We start from the raw sequence: 19,382 nt of genomic DNA, 5'->3' as shown, positions 1-19,382 counted from the left end.
TAGGTTTCGTGAAATGGGTTGTTCGCACTAACCTGCAAAGTTACAGTAACTTTAGTAGCCATCCCTTAACTGTGCGGAGTTTAAGCGGATTTTAATATGTTGCCTATTCCATTATTATTACTTTCTCTGTATGCAGCAGCTCATCATTTTCGCCGATAAACTGCAAGAAGTAAGTTCCTCTGGCCAGGTTAGGAGGCACATTTAGTTCATAATAATTACGTTGTTGTAATGGTTGCTGGAACTTCTGGTATATTAACCGGTGTCCTGGCACATCTACGAGTGACAATACCTTTATGTGCTGACTGGATCCATAATATATATGTATCACACCGCCTTGTACCGGGTTAGGCCATACGATAATATCCCCTCTGCTTTTTTTACCTTTCACCAAACGCACTGGTCCATAGAAGAAAGAACCATCTGTCATGATAACTTTGAGCCGGTAAAAGATAAAGCCATCGTTATGTGGCGCATCTACGGCATCATAGCCTACCGGATAGAAGCTGATGCCCCCGGGTGATTTGCTGTTGACAAATCCGATGGAATCAAAATTTGGATTAGCTGCAAATCTTCGTTCAATGGCRAAGCCGCTGCAGAAATATTCTCTGCCCGTGATCCAGTGAAGGAGTACACTGTCTTCATTATCACTGCTGCGATATGCGCTGAAGAAATCCAGAGTTGTTCTGTTGGGACTGTTCACGGTTTCTGCTACCAGGCTGGTAAAATAGTTAGACGAGCGCAGGTGCTGGAAGGTGCGTGATACGGCCACTTTTTGTCTGTCTGGTGGTCCGGTGGTGTAACTGCCTGGAGTACCGGGAGCGCCTCTGATATTGGCAATATCCCAGGCTGTATCCGCAAATCTGGCCAGGTAGGCTGTATTCCGGTTCGCTTCATATACGGGACCTTCGTCCGACCGATCGAAAACAAGGTGCAGACTTAATTCCGCATCAGGCTGTGACGCCGTTACTTCCCAGGTTTTATTAATACTGGTGAGCATCAGGTTATCACCGGTAGTAAGGTTTTTTCTGACACTATCGGAAACGCCTGCACGAATAGTGGTAGTAGCACCCGGATTATCCAGCACCACAGGTGTGTAGCTGGAGGGCCTTGTGCCAATAGGAAAGATCACATTTTTATCTGCCTGGGAAATGTGGTTGCGGTAAAGGGCGCCTCCGCCAAAATTACTGCCGGTAATAATAAAATGTTGGGCAGAATAATGCATAATATTTCCGGGGGTATGATGCCCCATCACCAGGTTCCAGCCATTCAGGAAAATATATCCATTTTGCAGATCCAGTCCATTTACAATTTTAAGATCGCTGAGATCATCCAGGAAAATGCCCGGGGAATTTTCCACACTGATATTTGGGAAGCTGGGACCCTCGCCGGTGGCGGCGCTGAATCCTCCGCTGATATACTGATACAGCGCAGGATTTGTTTGCATGAAGCGGAATAATCCTCCTGCTGCACTGAAGCCGTCACTGCTTTCATCCAGTATGCTGGCGTTGTTGCTGTTACGCCAGCGCAATCCATAGAAGTTTACAACGGATCCACTCACAGAGAGGATGTTGCCTTCATTGACCATATCGCCAAAAACAGCAATGGTGTCTGCACTGAATATACCCATCCTGGTGTTGGGATGTAACCAGGTGGCTGACTGTGCCCGGACGGCCATATGCGCCATCAGGGTGAAGCAGAAAATTAATATGGAGTATTTAAGTTTTATAACGTTAACGATTGTATGAAATTGATGAATACTTTGTTTTAGTAGCCTATGACCGTGACGAATATTTTTGTGGTATTTACGATACTTGGTTCCAATCCTTCAACGTTGCCGCCGATCAGAATGCCGGTGTTCTTGCTCTCTACGAGGAGGAAATTTATTTTGATTAAGCTATAACCCAATATGGAAACCAGCGGAGCATTAGTCACATCAGTACCACCTTTTGCGGTGGCGGTGATCGACATGATCTTGGTAAATCCCGCGTTGGAAATATCCACAGCCAGTTGTCCGGTTGCGAGCGGCGTTACAGGCTGACTGACGGAATCAGCCCAGATCTTAATATTCTGCGATACCACACCGCCGGCATTATAAAACACAGGTGCCGTTGCAGATCTCACCACATTCCCGCTGCCGTCTACGCCCAAGGCACCGGCTCCCACCGTGATGGTGGCGGTGTTGGTAAGATTTTCCAATCGTACGCCCGATGTATTGGCAATACCTGTTTTTACCTGCAATAAAGAGGTAGGCGCGGTATTGCCAATACCCACATTACCGGTGGAAGAAACCGTGAGTCGTGCTATATTATTGGTGCGGACATTAACGGCGTTGGCATTGGTGCTGCCAATAAACTTTGTGGTACTATCTGCGAGGGCATTACCCGTCAGCAGCCATTGGTTGTTGCTGACAGCCGTGCTGTCTGCCAGTTTTGACCAGGAACCATTCCGCCGGATCAGTAAACTGCTGGCCGGTTTGTAATAGATAATCATACCGTCCGGAGAGGCGGGAAGTGGTGCTAACGTAGTATCCGTAATCCTGGGCAATAGCAGGCCCTGATTGGTGGTATTCAGTTCCAGCAGTGCGGCCTTAATCGCGGAAGACGTGGGATCTCCCAGCTTGAGCTGTTGCGCATGTACCTGTACAAGCAGCAACAGCAGCGCGCATAGCAGTATGCTGCTTTTAATTCTTGCTTTCGGCATGAATAACAATTTACGGGTAACAATAAAGAAGGTTTATTTTCTGATCACATACCAGTTAGTGCCATCTGTTTGAATTGTTACGTAGGTATAATTGTTATAAATCACGTAAGAAGTACTGCCTTCGATCTGGGCGCCACCTGAAGGTTGCAGTGTAACTGCATTATCTATGGTGCCGGAGATTTTTTTAATAGTGTACACTCTGCCGATAATATTTGCTACTGGTGGGAGGGTGATGGTGGTATTGGCTCCGGTGGCGTTTACCAGCAATGTGTTATCTGTTTCTGCCAGCGCCTCTGTAGTATTGCTGGTAGTACGGATATTCAGTGACATGGAACCACTTACCTGCAGGGTGGAGTTAGGGGCTGTGCCGGCACCTACAATGGCGTTTTTGGCTACGGCCAATGTATCACGGATCGTTTTAAAACCTGCAAAGGTCTGGGTAGAGTCATTTACCACACCGCGGGCAGTAGCACTCGCATCCGGAATATTCAGGGTGAGAGTGTTAGTTACGCTGGTACTATCCAATGCAATGTCGGTTCCTGCTTTACCGGTTTTGATATAGATATTAGGGCCGGTTTGGTTATTGATTCTGCGGATACCTACGGAGAAAGCGGCGGAATCAACGTCCCTTTTTTCCAGGGCGCCGGTAACAGGATTTCTGAAGAGTACGGTGGTGGTAGCGGTGCTTACATTAGGAGGTGCGGTGTTCAGGGTTACATTGCCGGTAATATTGGCGCCACCTGCAGTTACTTTGATGCCATTGTTGATGGTAGYTTGTCCGGTTACGCCCAGTCCGGTCACGATGCTCACGCTGTCGTTAAATGTTTTGGCGCCACCAAAGGTTTGGGCCACTGCGGATATGCCACCGGGGGTGGTAGCTGTGGCAGCCACCAGGTGAAGCACACCGGCGGCGCTGTCCAGTACCAGACCATCAGGACTGCCTGGAGTAAGTATAAATGCACCGATGGTAATGGCTTTTTGTTTGGTGCTGAAAGATAACCAATCCGCATAGGTGAGTAAACCCGTTCTGGCACTGGCAGTACCTACTATCGGGATATTCAGAGAAATGGTACTATCCGCGGGGGTAGTCGTCACCCCAAAGTTTGCATTGAGGGTATCCGCCCTTATGGTGAATCCCTGTCTCGCTACACCATTGAGTGTGCGGATCGCGTCTGTAAATGCCGCTGCCGAAAGGTTCCGCTGATTAATCGTTCCTGTGGCAGGATCTATCATCAGTACGCTGATGAGCGTGGCGCTGGCAGGCACCTGTTTCAGCGCCACGGTTTGGGTAGCGCTGATATTAATGGCTTCTGCGGCATTGGTACGGATCGACAGGGCCTGGTTGTCGGTGGTACCCAGGTAGTTGTTTGTGGGATTGGTACCTGTATTGCCTTTCAGTAGCCATGTGCCGGTGGAAGCGTTTAAGCTATCCACCAGTTTTGACCAGTAGCCGGCGCGTCTTACGAGTAAGCTCTGGCTAGGAGTGTGATAAATGATCATCCCGTCTGGTGCCGTGCTAAGGGGCGCAAGCGTGGTATCCAGGATACGGGGCAGCAATAAGCCCTGCCGGAGACTTTCCAGTTCCAGGATAGATGCTTTGTTGATAGTTGCCGGGTTGTCACCGATTTTTAGCTGTGCAAATGCGGCTGGGGCAGACAAAAGAAAGAAGAATACCAGCAGCAGGCCTTTGGAGGTGTAATTTTTCTTCATAGCAGAGATTTGGAGATGAAGGGAAAGTTGTGTCAATAAAAATCCGATACCAGTTTTTGGGCTGGAAGGAGGGTAGTAGGACCGTAGATGTACTTTAATTATTCATTATAAATATAAGCTTTATCATGCGTTTATGCGGCAGCGTAGCGATAAAAAAAATCCCGGCGAAGCCGCCGGGATTCTGCAACAGGCAAAGCCGTTGCTGTTCTGGTTTTATTGATTGTTGAGTGATAGTTGTTGGGCTGATTAGTGTTCCTGCTGATTATAGGGAACCACCAATACTGGTATGCGTGAATGCCGGATAATATATTCCGCATTGCTGCCAAGCAGCATATGATCGAGGCCGGTTCTGCCATGTGTACCTACTACCAGCATGGTAGTATTGCCATTATGTGCCTGTTCCAGTGTTTCATTTTTAGTATTGCCGGTGGTTACCAGGATCTGGATATTATTATTGTCCGGATAATTTTGTTTGTAGACTTCCAGTCTTTCCTCCACTTCGCGGATGCGTGCCGGGATATCATCTGTAAATACGGGGCCGGCCTCCGGTAAACCTAAGCCGATACCTATTTCTACTACGGAAAAGAGCGTAACCGATGCCTTCATTTTATTGGCCAGTTCTAAGCCTGTCCTGATCAGGTTTTCTGAAAAGCTGCTCAGGTCTACTGCGATCATGATGTCTGACATATGCATGGTGTATTTATTGTGAATAATTATTCATTATAACTTATGCTTTCAGCGCATCCCAGCAAAGATCAAAAGTGGTGTTTACCCGGCTTCTGTTCAGGGTAATGCCGCTGTAATGCGTTTGTTTCACCAGTTCATTCATGGTGCCAATCATAAAGGTGAGTAACAACCCAGTATCCACCTGTTTGATGAGCTGTTCTTTCTTACCTCTTTCCATCAGTTCATAGAAGGGGGCAGACAGCTGCTGCGCCTTCTCCCGCGTGTCGGCAGTGATAAAAGGCGAATGGTAACACTGTTCCAGGAAAACGACTTCTTCGAAATTTGCCAGCTTGTAGCGTAAGATGTTCAGCCAGATATGTCTGAATCCAAGTTTGAACGGAATTTGTGGCTGATAGCCTTTAAAAGCTACCTGTACGGAATTTCCCCTGCAGGCGGCAAACAGGGCATTGATCAGCTCATCCTTGCTTTTAAAGTAAACATAGAGGGTGCCGGTAGCTATCCCGGCCTCTTTGGAAATGTCTCCCATCGTCATGCCGGACAATCCTTTCCTGGTCACCAGCTTGAGTGCTGCCTGGAAGATCTGTGCTACTTTTTTATCATCTTTCAGTTTCACTCTACAAAGATAAGCGAATACATATTCATTTTCAAGGCAAAAAAAAAGCCTCCGCAGTGGAAACCGCAAAGGCGCTGTAGCTAGATGATGATTAAATCAAAAACCCATTGGTCGTCAGACCGGTGGGTGCTTGTTTTATCTCTGGTGGCCGCATGGAAACTTCTTCATGGAAGCTTCTACGGGCAATAAAATAACCCCGTCGGCCTGGAGAAGCCAACAGGTACTGCTGAGATATTTGTTAGTTGTATGCATTTTTCAGTTATCGTGAATATTTGCATAGCCCAGACAATGGTTTCTTGCCGGAGAAACGCAAAACGATGCCACAATATTAAGCGGAAGCGTTCCTTGGAGAGTTAACCGAACCTAAACAAGAATTGAAATAACGAGAGAGCCGGGGCAAGTTGAAATGCCACAGATCTGAGGCTGCCAACTGCCCGAAAGTCTGCATCACGGACATTTTAGAGGGGCTTTTATCTCCATTGTTTCTGCATACGCAATTAAGATATAGTGCATTAAGAACACCCATTATTATAGTCAGCATTACCTCTTCACTATGGCGATGCTGTCGAGCATATGCCTGAGATCCGCTATGTACATACAGTATCCCTGGAGGAGAGGTGGACTTGATGCGGGGGTGAGGTTCGGAATCGGCCATAGTGGCGCTGCTATAGCAGGCTGTAGCAGCGAAAAAAAATGTACCGTTTAAAGGAAGTGGATAGAAAGGGTTTATTCATCAAAATATCTCCCGGAGGCAATGTTGAAAGAAGATATCTCCCTGGTTTTCAACCTGAATCGCCGGGACCGGGTAAAAATAAGAAACCCCTGCTGATGACATACAGCAGAGGCTTTTAAAACATTCACATGGCACCTTGGTATTGCACCAGATGCTTATAACACATTATAGCCTATTAATAGCTTAAATAAGATGATTGCTTAATCTGGAAAGTTACATTAATGCTTAGGTAGTGTAACTTGTCTGTTATCGAAATTAACTATTACTCCTGGTAATATTCGTTAACCGTTGGTTAATACCATCACACTTCGTTTAATTGTACCATTTTCCCTTTCCCTGATACCATTTTCCATGCATTTGCTTATACCGGTGGATATGTATATTTTTTACGGCTGGTTACTAAAATTCAGAGCTATGTTCCACCGGGTTCCATGTTTATTGTTGTTTCTATGCCTGTTCATGCACACCAAAATGCATGCACAGGACATGCCTGATATGTGGAACAAGTCGGCTACTGCTAATCCGGCTCATCCGGGATTAAAATGGTTCCAGCAAGCTAAATTCGGACTATTCATACACTGGGGACTTTATTCCAAACTGGCCGGCCGCTGGAATGACAGCAGCTACTACGGCAGCGGCGAATGGATCATGAACCGCGCCAAAGCACCAGCCGCAGCATATGCTAAAGTAGCACAGTCATTCAACCCTGTTGGCTTTGACGCAAAAGAGTGGGCAGAAACAGCAAAAGAAGCCGGTATTAAATACCTGGTCATCACCGCCAAGCATCATGAAGGCTTCAGTATGTTCGATTCCAAAGTAACGGACTTCGATATCATGGATGCCTCCCCTTATAAGAAAGATCCCATGAAAGCCCTGTCGGCTGCATGCAAGGCGCAGGGAATACCATTCGGATTTTATTACTCTCAGTTCCTCGACTGGCACGAACCTAATGGTGGTGGCAACAACTGGGATTTTAATAATAAAGACAAAGACTACCAGGAATACTATCGCACCAAATCAATACCACAATTAAAAGAACTACTCACCAACTATGGCCCGCTGGGCCTGGTATGGTTTGATATGCCCGGCGGATTAACGACCGAACAAACCCGGCTGATGATAGATAGTTTGCGCGTATTGCAACCCGGCTGTTTATTCAGCAGCAGGGTAGGACATGACCTGGGCGACTACCGCGATTTCGGTGACTCTGAAGTTCCTCCGGTACCTATTGCCGGCGCCTGGGAATCTATTTACACCCACAATGATTCCTGGGGGTATATTCAGCACGACCTCAACTTTAAATCTCCCGAAGAAATTATTCACCTGCTTTCCAATGTAGCCTCCAAAGGAGGTAACCTGATGCTCAACGTGGGACCGGATGGCAATGGTAAATGGCCAGCCTATTCTGTGGCCTACCTGAAAGCAACCGGTAAATGGCTGCAGACATATGGCGAAAGTATTTACGGCACTACCTGGGGCCTCATTCCGGCGCAACCCTGGGGTGTAACCACCAGCAAGCCAGGCAAATTATTTTTACATGTATGGCAAATGCCTGCTAACAGGCAATTGCGGGTACCTGGCATTACGGCAAAAATCAAATCGGTGAAAATACTGGGCAGCAATAAAGTACTCACCTGGAAACAATTACCGGAAGAAACCATTATTCAGTTGCCTATAACGCTGCCGGATACACGAAATACGGTGCTGCTGATGGAATACAGCGGACAACAACCCGACCTGTCACAGCTCCGTACCCAAACCGTTAGCAACGAATATCCGCAGGCGGAAATACCTGCCGTATGGGCTGTTTTCAACGGCGCCGCCAAAAGTAAACTATTTACCTACTCCCATTATTTCGGCGACTGGAAACATGATAACTGTATTACCGGCATGGTGACGCCTGACGATGCCATTGTATTTCCACTGGACATACAGGATGCGGGAGATTATAAAATTATACTTGACTATGCCTGTGAACCAGGCAGTGCTTCTCAACAGGGGATAGTAACCGTGGGCGGACAACAACTTCCTTTCCTGACACTGACGACAGGCACCTACGACAGTCACAAACCGATGCAGTTTATTCAACATGCCGTTGGCATTGTACATATTGATAAAGCCGGTAAGCAAAACCTGGCAGTAAAGCCGGTATCCGGTAATAAAAGTGAGCTATGTTGGTTGAGGAAAATTATCCTGCAGCCCGTTAAATGATTTTATAAGAATAGCATGAACATGAAAAAAACTAACCTCCTGGCAGGACTGGTTACCTGTTTGTATTCCGGTATGGTACTGGCGCAGGTGAAGCCACCGGTAAATGACTGGTTGATTAATCATCAGCCCTACACCGCTGCTGTGATAGAAAAGGGTAAAGAAATTACACTCAGCAATGGTTTGCTGAGCCGCAGTTTTCGTATAACCCCCAACGTGATATGCACGGATTATCGTAACCTGGTAAGCGGAGAACAATTACTGCGTGCAGTGAAACCGGAAGCAAGGATAACGGTGAACGGACACGACTATATGATTGGTGGTGCGCAGGGACAGCCGCAGCAGGCCTATCTGTTGCCGGCCTGGCTGGATAAGCTGCAGGCGGGTAAATCAGATTTTATGTACAAAGGACACCAGGTGACCAGCATTGCGCCCTACTTAAAATGGACTGCACATGGTTGGTGTACAAATCCCAAACAACCTACAGGTAAAGCCCTGATCTTCTCTTACGAGGCGCAGGCACCCGAGCTGAAAGGATTATTGGTGAAAGTACACTACGAAATATTTGATGGCATCCCTTTATTATCTAAATGGCTGGAAATAACTAACCAGAGCGGGCAGCCCGTTAAACTGCAACAGGTAGTGAATGAAATTCTGGCTACGCCGGAAGAAGAATCGGCAGTAGTAGGTGGTGTAAATAAAATGCGCGTACCACATGGCATCTATATTGAAAGTAACTACGCTTTTAATAACGCCATGAAAGCAAATCTCAGCGACCAAACCACACACTGGAAGGCCGATAGCACCTACACTTCACAGGTGAATTATGACTATCAAACGCCCTGTGTGCTGGAAGTATATCCAATAGTACCAGTTGGCATTACCATGGCTGCAGGAGAACATTTTGAATCTGTACGTACTTACGAGTTACTATTGGATGGCTACGACCGGGAACGCAATGGTCTGGCTCAACGCCGTATGTACAGCACCATTGCACCATGGACAACGGAGAATCCCATTTTCATGCACCTGGTGAGTACAGACCCGGTAAAAGTAAAAGCAGTCATTGACCAATGTGCGGCTACTGGCTATGAAGGTGTGATCCTGAGCTTTGGCAGTGGATTAAATATGGAAGACACCAGCGCTGCCAACATCGCGAAATTTAAAGCACTGGCGGATTATGCCCACAGCAAAAAAGTACTGCTGGGCGGTTACTCCCTGTTTTCGAGCAGGCGTATCAGTGAAGAGGATGATGTAATCAGTCCTGTTACCGGCAAACGCGGTGGCGCCTTCTTTGGCAATGCACCTTGCCTGGGAAGTAAGTGGGGGTTGGGTTACGTGCAGGAGTTAAAGCGTTTTTTCAGTGCTACCGGCTTCGATATTTTTGAAAATGATGGTCCATATCCAGGGGATGTATGTACCTCTACCACGCATCCCGGACATACCGGCCTGGAAGATTCCCAATGGAAACAAATGCAGTTGCAGAAAGAGCTTTACCATTGGTGTAATGAAAGAGGTATTTATGTAAATGCACCTGACTGGTACTTTATGGATGGCACCAATAAAATTGCGCTGGGTTACCGGGAAGTGAATTTCTCCCTGCCAAGAGCAGAACAGCTGATCCTGAACAGGCAGAATATTTTTGATGGTACCTGGGAAAAAACGCCTTCCATGAGCTGGGGATTTGTACCACTCAGTGAATACCAGGGTGGTGGCGCCGCCGCTACACTGGAGCCGCTGAAAGATCACCTGGATTCCTATGAGCAACTGATGGTGCAATACTATGGCGCCGGTGTACAGGCTTGTTATCGCGGTCCACGTTTATACGATACCGATAGTACCAAAACAGTCGTTAAAAATATGGTCACCTGGTATAAAAAATACCGGGATATCCTCAACACCGATATTATCCACCTTCGCCGCGCGGATGGCCGCGATTGGGATGGCATCATGCATGTAAGTCCCTCATTGCCGCAAAAGGCACTGATCATGTTGTACAATCCAACAGAGCAGGCAATTGTGCGGGAACTGACTTTACCGATGTATTATACCGGCGCCACGCAAAGCGTGCGTATCCGGGAAAAGGAAGGCGCATCAAAAGCGTATACCCTTGACCGTGAATACCAGGCGCATGTGAAAGTAACCATCCCTGCGGCGGGTTATACGTGGCTGGTAGCAGAATAAAAGTGTATCAAACCAAATTAGCATAATTAATTAGTCATGAGAAAACTATCACTCTGTGCCGTTACTTTCCTCCTGTTCCTCCTGCAGGTACAGGCCCAGGAAAAGAAAATTTTTAATGAAACGCCCGAGCAAAAAGAGCAAAGATTGGCGTGGTGGGTAAATGACCGTTTCGGTATGTTTATTCATTGGGGCCTGTATTCTATGCCTTCCCGCCACGAATGGGTAAAGAGTAATGAGCATCTGACAGACGCGGATTATCAGAAATATTTTGATCTGTATAATCCTGATCTGTACAATCCAAAAGAATGGGCCCGTCAGGCGAAAGCTGCCGGGATGAAGTATGCGGTGATCACAACCAAACACCATGAAGGCTTTTGTTTGTTTGATTCTAAATTCACGGATTATAAAGCGCCAAATACAGCCGCTAAAAGAGACCTGATCAAGGAGTTTGTAGAAGCTTTCCGTGCAGAAGGATTGAAAGTAGGGTTCTATTATTCCCTGATCGACTGGCATCACCCGGATTACACCATTGACCGGGTGCATCCGCAACGCCCCAATGATCCAAAGGATTACGAGCGCCTGAACAAAGGTCGTGATATGGAAAAATACAGGGCTTATCTGAAAAACCAGGTGAAAGAACTGATGACTAATTATGGTAAAATTGATATCCTGTGGACAGACTTTTCTTTCCCTGGTGAGAACGGTAAAGACCATAACGACTGGAATTCACTGGAGCTCATTAAAATGATTCGTAAACTACAGCCTGGTATTATTGTTAACGATCGCCTTGATTTGGGTGAGTACGAAGATGGTGGCGACTTTGCTACACCGGAGCAATACAAAGTATCTGAATGGCCTACCCGTAATGGCAAGCGTATTCATTGGGAAACCTGTCAGACCTTCTCCGGTTCGTGGGGTTATTACCGTGATGAAACTTCCTGGAAGGATAATAAGCAGTTACTGGTACTGCTGATAGAATCAGTGAGCAAAGGTGGTAATCTGTTGCTGAATGTAGGACCTACCTCCCGTGGTACTTTCGATAGCCGTGCACAGGATAGGTTGAAAGGCATGGGTGCGTGGATGGAAGTAAACGGTCGTTCTATTTATGGCTGTACAGAGGCACCTGCAGAATTTAAGCGTCCGGACAACAGCCTGTTAACTTACAATCCTACTACCAAGCGTTTATATGTACACCTGTTGGATTACCCGTTGCAGCGTTTTGAACTGCCTGGCCTGAAAGGGAAAGTAAAGTATGCGCAGTTGCTGAATGATGGTTCGGAAATAAAAATGCATGGTACCGATAAAGGTGATCTGGCACTGGATTTACCAGTACGCAAGCCGGACACTGAAATTCCGGTAATAGAGCTGATTTTGCAGTAAGCAGAAAGCGAAAAGCAGAAAGCAAAAAGCTATTGAAGCGAATGATTAACACGTATAGGATATACGCTGAGGTCATTCGCTTCAATAGCTTTTTGCTTTCTGCTTTTCGCTTTCTGCTTTCCTCTCAAAGATTAATTTCATTTTTGATAGGAATTCTCCGGAAGATGTATATTTTTATGGTCACCATTTTTTATTGTTAAACATCCCGGATGAAGAGAGTTTATTTTTGCCTGTCTACATTATTTTTGGCGGCTGTATTATTCAGTTTCATCAAGCCTTTGCCAGTCGTTAAAAAGCCAAATATTGTTATCATCTTTATGGATGATATGGGTTACGGTGACCTGGAATGCTTTGCTGGTACCCCCTGGCATACCCCCAACTTAAACCGCCTGGCTGCACAGGGAATGCGATTCACTTATTTTTATGCAGCACAGGCCGTATGTTCGGCTTCCAGGGCTGGTTTGCTGACGGGATGTTATCCTAACCGGGTAGGCATCAATGGTGCTTTATCGCCGGCGGCGCCTATTGCACTTGATACTGCAGAACAAACCATTGCTACCGTATTAAAAAGCCAGGGTTACCGCACGGGCATGGTGGGTAAATGGCATCTGGGATCTAAAGAACCCTGGTTGCCTCTGCAACATGGTTTTGATGAATACCTGGGATTGCCTTATTCCAATGATATGTGGCCGGTGCATTACGATGGCAGGCCTTATGCCGATACCTCCTCTAATCCCCGGAGAAAATATCCGCCATTGCCGCTGATAGAAGGTAACAAGCCATTGAGATATATTAAAACGCTGGAAGATCAATCCCAGCTCACCACTATTTATACAGACCGGGCCTGCCGGTTTATAAAGGAGAATAAAAAGCAGCCTTTTTTTCTTTACCTGGCGCACAGTATGCCGCATGTGCCGATTGCTGTTTCTGACAAGCACAAGGGAAAAAGTAAAGATGGATTGTTTGGAGATGTGATTGAAGAAATTGACTGGTCGGTGGGGCAGGTAATGAAAACCCTGGAAGAGAATGGGTTGGCGGAAAATACGCTGGTGGTTTTTACCAGTGACAATGGCCCCTGGTTATCTTATGGCAATCATGCCGGTAATACGGGTGGTTTGCGGGAAGGCAAAGGTACTTCCTGGGAAGGAGGTTTGCGTGTACCCTGTATTATGCGCTGGCCGGGTAAAATACCTGCGGGTACCGTTTGTAATAAGATGGCTGCTACCATTGATCTGTTGCCTACCATCGCTAATTTTTGTGGTGCTGCTTTACCCACACGAAAAATTGACGGGGTGGATTTGAAATCATTATTATTTAATGAGGCAGATGCAAACCCCAGAGACGAACTGGCCGTATATTATCAGGTAAATAGTCTGGAGGCTATTCGTAAGGGTCCCTGGAAGCTGGTATTACCGCACAGGAGCAGGACCTATAAATTAAATCTGCCGGGTTATGATGGTTTCCCGGGAGCGCAACCAGAAGTAGAAGTTCCATTAGCATTATATGACATGCGTCGTGATCCGGGGGAAACCCTGGATGTACAAAAGCAGTTTCCTGAGGTGGTAAAAGAACTGCAAGGGATAGCAGAAAAGTACCGGAATGAACTCGGAGATGACCTGACCGGAAGGAAAGGAACTGAGCGAAGAACGGCCGGAAAGGTGCAATTGTAATATATATGTTTATCATATGAATATACATAACCCAAAAGGAATATTATGAAAAAAGTGCGGCCTATAAGTCCTGGTAATTTGGGAGAAGCGCGTGTTTTGGAAGTTTCGGGATTGCACAACGAATCAACAGAATTGTTACAACAATTAGCAAAAGATATCTGCAACCTGGTTTTTATGGATATAGAGATACCTGGATTGACTGCGATAGAAGCCGCCAGCATAGTAAAAGCAGCTTACCCTGATATAAATGTGCTATTGCTTACCCTGAACGACAAGGAGCAGGAATTGACACCTGTGCCGGCAGCACGGCAAGGATATGAACTGGACCATGTACCGCCGGTGTCCTTGTCGGAGTTTATATCTCAGGTGTATGAGACGGCTTTGCAGTCGAATTTAGTGGCGGTTAACAAAGTGCTGGCATTTTTCCGGAAAGAGAGGCACGTCTATCAGGACCCTTATGGATTGTCGCCACGGGAGAAGGAAATTTTACGTTGCCTGGTAAATGGAGACACCTATAAGCAAATAGCTGAAGTGTGTCATATCAGTGTGGGTACAGTACGCTCCCATATCATGAATATTTATCGCAAGCTCGATGTAAATTCCCGCTCCAATGCAATTGTAAAGGCAATGAAAGAACACCTGGTCTGATGCCATAAAAGCTTTAGCCCCAGAAACCCTGTGCCTTTACTTGTCCGCCTTGCTGACGCAACGATTTACGCACCTGCACTACCATCTTTTGATTACCTGCCACATAATAAGTCGTGTCTGCTGCGGGGAAATTGTAATGATACAACCACTCATGCAGATCGGTGAAATAGTGCCCGTTATTGGAAAGCGGATGTACCGGCATTTCCAGTATTTGCCTGGTCATCGGACTCTCCAGTTGCAGGAAGCAATGGAAATTTTGCAGGGCTGTTTTACGCTGATAGAGCGAATGAAAATGTCCTGTTGCGCTGGCATCGCCTATGCATACCAGGTGTTGGGCAGTAGTAGGTTGATGTATACCGCCACCAGGTCCTGCATAATACACTTCCTGGCCGGGTTGGAGCTGAAGTGCCCAATAGCTGCCAGCGCCATCGTGTCCGCAATCTATCAGCAGGGTGGCTGACTGCGTCACCATATCCCATTGTGCTACCGTGTAATCACGATAGGTATACGGAGCTACTTCGCATTTGAGGTGTTGTGTGCTGCGGTCAGGCAGCGATTGTGGTAATTGCAGGTCTACCTGTAACAGCAAATTGCCAATGCGTGTTACGTTACGTACGGACGCAGTTTTCCCTATGCGCGACATCAGTAAACTGGTCGCCCTGTCTTTAATTGAAGGCATGAAAGTTTATTTTTCGGGTGTTATAATTTACCTGCCATATCAGGCCAGGTTTGGAGGATAATAGTTTTGATGTTTTCAGACCGGATGGCCAGATGTTTAAAAACACCCAGGAGTTCCAGTGCAGGAACTAATTCGAGCATATCTTTTAATGCTTCCGTATAGGCCTGACCGGTAGTATCGATGTTGTTTTCAATAATATTTACATTCGCCAGAAAAGCAGCAACAGAACCTTTTCTGAGGGTTTGTCCGTTTATTTCTACGTTGTTGATATCATCGGGTAAAATTGCTGATGGTTTCATGTGATGTCTATAATTTAAGCAAAGCTACCTGACCTGCCGTTACCCGTTATTATACTATTCCGGGTTATAATTATACTTTTCCCGGCTGGAGATACGGAAGGCAAGTGGCGTTTGTCCGGTATGCTGTTTGAAGAAACGATTGAAGTAAGTCACTTCATTAAATTGCAGATACCACGCAATTTCTTTAATGCCATGTGTGGAATGCAACAACATACGTTTGGCTTCCAGTATACGCCTCGCCGCCAGCAGTGCGGACGCTGTTTGTCCCGTTTCCTGCTTCACCACCTCATTCAGGTGATCGGTGGTCACATGCAATGCCCGTGCATAATCACCGCAACTGCTCCAGCTTAGTAAATGTACCTCTATCAACTCCCGGTAGCGCGTTAATAGCTCCGGCTGTAACTGTTTGCTGGTAGCATTTTCAGGTAAGTAACGCGTAAAGAGCGTGAGTAACAGGGCAAGGTAATGCTGCAACACCGGTTGTTGCAACGCTTTGCGATGATTGAACTCCTGCAATAATCGCTGACATAAATACCAGATCTCTTTATATCCTTCCGGATCAGGCGTGATTGCCTTTTCCATACATACCGGTAACGCCGGCGCTCCCGGTGGCAGAAATTCTGATGTAAAGGAAATCAGGAACAGGTCTGATACCAGTATAATATCCTGTGGCAAATGTATCTGCCAGGGGGAGAGTAAAAAAATGCTCTCCGGCGGCATCTCTACCTGCCGGAAATCTACCATATGCTGACTACGCTGATGACCGGTGATGGCCAGCGTATAAAATTCGTGCCGGTGCGCCTGGGTCAGATCCGCATGCGGATGATGATGATCCTCCCCGGCTGTTTTGTAATGAACATCTATCATCAGGCCAGGAACAACCAGCAAATCCTCCAAACGGAAAGATGTGATGACGGGTTGATTATCCTTCTTCATAACTGCAAATTAAATCTATCTGCCGGTACTGTATCATGTTCCGAAATATGGGTTAAGTCAAATACAGGTATCACTTCGTGACAATGGTTAAAAGCTTTTAGTCCCGCTGCCAAATGCCCCGCTCTTTTAACCAGACGAATGAAAAAAATAATTATTGTACTCCCTGCCCTGAAAAAGATACCTGAAATAGGTAAAATTGCATACATTTATCTGCAACCGATTGCATAGTTTAGGATTTTATTAGCGCAACAAATCTGATAATACCTGTAAATAATGAGAATAGTACTGATTTCAGCGCCTGAAGATTTATTTGCAAACGTTTGCTGTTAACTGATTGAATTCCATAAATGAAAAATTACTGCCACTGATCAAAACAGGGCAGGAATTCCTGCCAGATAAAGTATAGTAATAAAAAGAAGGCAGACAAGAATTTGTCGCCAGATTTATTCCGGTTATAAAAACAACTGTACGAAAATGTTGATAAGAAGAATAGCTGCCTGCTATGCTATCCTGGCGGCACTACTTTATTCCACACATGTAACGGCCCAGCAATCTGCCCGTATTAACCAGTCCTGGGAATTCCTGCAGGGTGACCTGGGTGGTATCTGGGAAGCGGTCAGGCCCGCTGCAGAAGGTAGCCCTGAATCAGTGCCTCTGTGGAAAACCATTACACTCCCACATTGCTTTAATGCCAGAGATGCCGTAGACCCGGACCAAAACTACTACGAAGGGCCTGGTTGGTACCGAACCTTACTGGATATCAACAACCCCTACGATAAAGGACGTACGCTGCTGCACTTTGAAGGCGCCGGACAAAAAACTACCGTATATGTATATACGACAAAAGTAGCGGCACATACCGGCGGCTACGATGAATGGTCGGCCGACATCACCACAGCCGTGAATGACTTTCTCCAGTCGCCGGCAGCAAAACGTTACAAAGGGAAAATACCTATTTCCATCCGTTGCGATAATACCCGCGACCTGGAAATGATTCCTTCCGATATGTCTGATTTTAATGTATACGGCGGATTATACCGGTATGTAAATATCGTATATGCCCCCGCGTTATCCTTTGATGCATTTCACGTACAGGCACAAACAGATGCCGCAGGAAAAGAAGGTATACTGCACATCAGCACCGCCTTTTCCGATGCGGAGAACATCACCACCGCTACGCTGGAACTGCGTGTACTGGACCCGCAGCATCATATCATCAAAACAATTAAACAAACAATTACCCCCACAAAGGACATACAACAACTATCCTTCATCGCTGTTAAAAAGCCACAGCTATGGTCGCCTGATCAACCACAGTTATATACCGTGGAAGCCACTCTAACCAGTGCCGCAGGCGTGACCACCTGGTCAGGGCAAACCGGCTTCCGGCATTTTGAATTTGTAACACAGGGCCCATTTTTACTGAATGGTAAACGCCTCCTGCTACAAGGTACTCACCGCCATGAAGATCATGCCGGCGTGGCCGCTGCTATGACGGAAGACATGATCCGTCAGGAAATGATCCTGATAAAAAAGATGGGCGCCAATTTTATCCGTCTCGGCCACTATCAGCAATCACGCATTGTATTGAACCTGTGCGACAGCCTGGGCATCCTCGTATGGGAAGAAATTCCCTGGTGCAGGGGAGGACTGGGTGGAGAAGTATATAAGGCACAGGCCAGACGAATGCTGACGAACCTCATTACCCAACACCGCAACCATCCTGCGGTGATATTATGGGGCCTGGGCAATGAAAACGACTGGCCAGGCGATTTCCCCGAGTTCGATAAACAACAGATCCGCGCGTTTATGTCGGAGCTCAATACACTCGCACATCAACTGGATAGCACCCGCAAAACCACCATCCGCCGCTGTGATTTCTGTAAGGATATTGTAGATGTTTACTCTCCGTCTATATGGGCTGGCTGGTATCGTGGCCGCTACACAGAATACAAACAGGAAAGCCTGAATGAAATAGCCAAAGTGCCACATTTCTTTCATGCAGAATGGGGAGCCGACAGCCACCAGGGACGCTATTCAGAAGATCCGGAAAAATTCATTAAACAGATAGCTACCGGTAAAGGTGCAGATGAACGCACCGGCGATTTTGCCCTCACCGGCGGTAATGCCCGCGCGTCTAAAGATGGCGACTGGTCTGAGTCGTATGCAGTGAACCTGGTCGACTGGCACCTGAAAGAACAGGAAACCATGCCGCAGCTGACCGGCTCCGCCTACTGGGTTTTCAAAGATTTCTCTACGCCATTGCGTCCTGAAAATCCCGTACCTTATGTAAACCAGAAAGGTATCGTTGCCCGTGATCTCAGTCCTAAAGAAATATATTATGTATTTCAGTCTTACTGGACCAAACAGCCCATGGCACATATCCTGGGCCATGCCTGGCTGATACGCTGGGGAAAAGAAGGAGAAGAAAAAGAGATCCGCGTATACTCCAATTGTACCGAAGCTGAATTGTTTGTAAACGGGAAAAGTGCAGGTATCCGCAAACGCAGCAGTTCCGATTTTCCTGCTGCCGGGCTGCGCTGGAAGGTGGCACTGATCACCGGTAATAACGTGGTGAAAGTAATTGCCCGCAACGGAAAACAAACCATCACCGATGAAGTAAACTGGCAATACCAAACTGCCTCCTGGACAGCACCTGTGAAACTGATACTGGAACATTCCGGRGACCTGGTAAAGGTAAGGGCAGTGGATGCCGCCGGTGTATTATGCCTGGATGCCGCCAACGAAATAGCATTTTCTATTGCCGGTAACGGCCGGCTGATAGATGATCTGGGCACTGCCGCAGGATCACGCAAAGTGCAACTGGCCAACGGACAAGCGAGTATTCGTGTAGCCGTTAACGATGGGGCAGTAGTGGTAGCGGCCACCAGTAAAGGAATGGAAACAGGCATGACTCAAATTAAAAAATAATGAA

The 19,382-nt window shown here is 46.7% G+C and carries 14 protein-coding genes; 6 read left to right on the top strand and 8 right to left on the bottom strand.

Going from position 1 to position 19,382, the window contains the following annotated elements:
• Nucleotides 1-103: 103 nt before the first annotated feature.
• The 5 genes from AC1DP6_RS10955 to AC1DP6_RS10935 all read right to left on the bottom strand — a co-directional run bounded on the left by AC1DP6_RS10955 (nucleotide 104) and on the right by AC1DP6_RS10935 (nucleotide 5,710).
• Nucleotides 104-1,684: a T9SS type A sorting domain-containing protein gene (locus tag AC1DP6_RS10955; RefSeq protein WP_477054829.1), complete on the bottom strand. Its 1,581-nt coding sequence runs from the start codon at nucleotides 1,682-1,684 to the stop codon at nucleotides 104-106.
• Nucleotides 1,685-1,764: 80 nt separating this feature from the next.
• A complete protein-coding gene (locus AC1DP6_RS10950; protein WP_477054828.1) occupies nucleotides 1,765-2,700 on the bottom strand; it encodes a hypothetical protein in 936 nt (311 codons plus the stop codon).
• A gap of 33 nt (nucleotides 2,701-2,733) precedes the next feature.
• Entirely contained in the window at nucleotides 2,734-4,410 is a 1,677-nt protein-coding gene (locus tag AC1DP6_RS10945) for a hypothetical protein (RefSeq protein ID WP_477054827.1), read from the bottom strand.
• A gap of 246 nt (nucleotides 4,411-4,656) precedes the next feature.
• Nucleotides 4,657-5,097 (bottom strand): universal stress protein, encoded by a 441-nt coding sequence (locus AC1DP6_RS10940; protein ID WP_477054826.1) that lies wholly within the window; start codon nucleotides 5,095-5,097, stop codon nucleotides 4,657-4,659.
• Nucleotides 5,098-5,137: 40 nt separating this feature from the next.
• Nucleotides 5,138-5,710 carry a TetR/AcrR family transcriptional regulator gene (locus AC1DP6_RS10935; RefSeq protein WP_441572752.1) on the bottom strand — a complete coding sequence of 191 codons (573 nt, stop codon included), beginning with the start codon at nucleotides 5,708-5,710 and terminating at the stop codon, nucleotides 5,138-5,140.
• A 1,147-nt stretch (nucleotides 5,711-6,857) separates the two neighbouring features.
• Between AC1DP6_RS10935 and AC1DP6_RS10930 the strand changes: the two genes are divergently transcribed.
• From AC1DP6_RS10930 to AC1DP6_RS10910, 5 genes are all read left to right on the top strand, one after another.
• Nucleotides 6,858-8,654: an alpha-L-fucosidase gene (locus AC1DP6_RS10930; protein ID WP_477054825.1), complete on the top strand. Its 1,797-nt coding sequence runs from the start codon at nucleotides 6,858-6,860 to the stop codon at nucleotides 8,652-8,654.
• Nucleotides 8,655-8,675: 21 nt separating this feature from the next.
• The gene (locus tag AC1DP6_RS10925; RefSeq protein WP_477054824.1) at nucleotides 8,676-10,835 is read left to right on the top strand and encodes an alpha-galactosidase; all 2,160 of its coding nucleotides are present in this window, start codon (nucleotides 8,676-8,678) and stop codon (nucleotides 10,833-10,835) included.
• A gap of 36 nt (nucleotides 10,836-10,871) precedes the next feature.
• A complete protein-coding gene (locus tag AC1DP6_RS10920) occupies nucleotides 10,872-12,215 on the top strand; it encodes an alpha-L-fucosidase (RefSeq protein WP_477054823.1) in 1,344 nt (447 codons plus the stop codon).
• 209 nt (nucleotides 12,216-12,424) lie between these two features.
• Nucleotides 12,425-13,885 (top strand): sulfatase family protein, encoded by a 1,461-nt coding sequence (locus tag AC1DP6_RS10915; protein WP_477054822.1) that lies wholly within the window; start codon nucleotides 12,425-12,427, stop codon nucleotides 13,883-13,885.
• 45 nt (nucleotides 13,886-13,930) lie between these two features.
• A complete protein-coding gene (locus AC1DP6_RS10910) occupies nucleotides 13,931-14,533 on the top strand; it encodes a response regulator transcription factor (protein ID WP_477054821.1) in 603 nt (200 codons plus the stop codon).
• Between the two features lie 13 nt (nucleotides 14,534-14,546).
• Here AC1DP6_RS10910 and AC1DP6_RS10905 read toward each other — a convergent pair whose 3' ends face one another.
• From AC1DP6_RS10905 to AC1DP6_RS10895, 3 genes are read right to left on the bottom strand one after another with little or no spacing between them, the layout of a single operon-like run.
• Nucleotides 14,547-15,212: a siderophore-interacting protein gene (locus AC1DP6_RS10905; protein WP_477054820.1), complete on the bottom strand. Its 666-nt coding sequence runs from the start codon at nucleotides 15,210-15,212 to the stop codon at nucleotides 14,547-14,549.
• 20 nt (nucleotides 15,213-15,232) lie between these two features.
• On the bottom strand, nucleotides 15,233-15,511 hold the full coding sequence (locus AC1DP6_RS10900) for a hypothetical protein (RefSeq protein ID WP_477054819.1): 279 nt from the start codon (nucleotides 15,509-15,511) through the stop codon (nucleotides 15,233-15,235).
• Between the two features lie 54 nt (nucleotides 15,512-15,565).
• Nucleotides 15,566-16,447: an AraC family transcriptional regulator gene (locus AC1DP6_RS10895; RefSeq protein ID WP_477054818.1), complete on the bottom strand. Its 882-nt coding sequence runs from the start codon at nucleotides 16,445-16,447 to the stop codon at nucleotides 15,566-15,568.
• A gap of 474 nt (nucleotides 16,448-16,921) precedes the next feature.
• On the opposite strand from AC1DP6_RS10895, the gene AC1DP6_RS10890 reads away from it, so the two are divergent.
• Entirely contained in the window at nucleotides 16,922-19,378 is a 2,457-nt protein-coding gene (locus tag AC1DP6_RS10890) for a glycoside hydrolase family 2 TIM barrel-domain containing protein (RefSeq protein WP_477054817.1), read from the top strand.
• The last annotated feature ends 4 nt before the right edge of the window (nucleotides 19,379-19,382 follow it).

The sequence above is a fragment of the Chitinophaga sp. 01L420 genome, assembly GCF_056399985.1.
The sequence above is the reverse complement of the archived record's forward strand: the minus strand, read 5'-3'. Positions and strand labels throughout refer to the sequence as shown.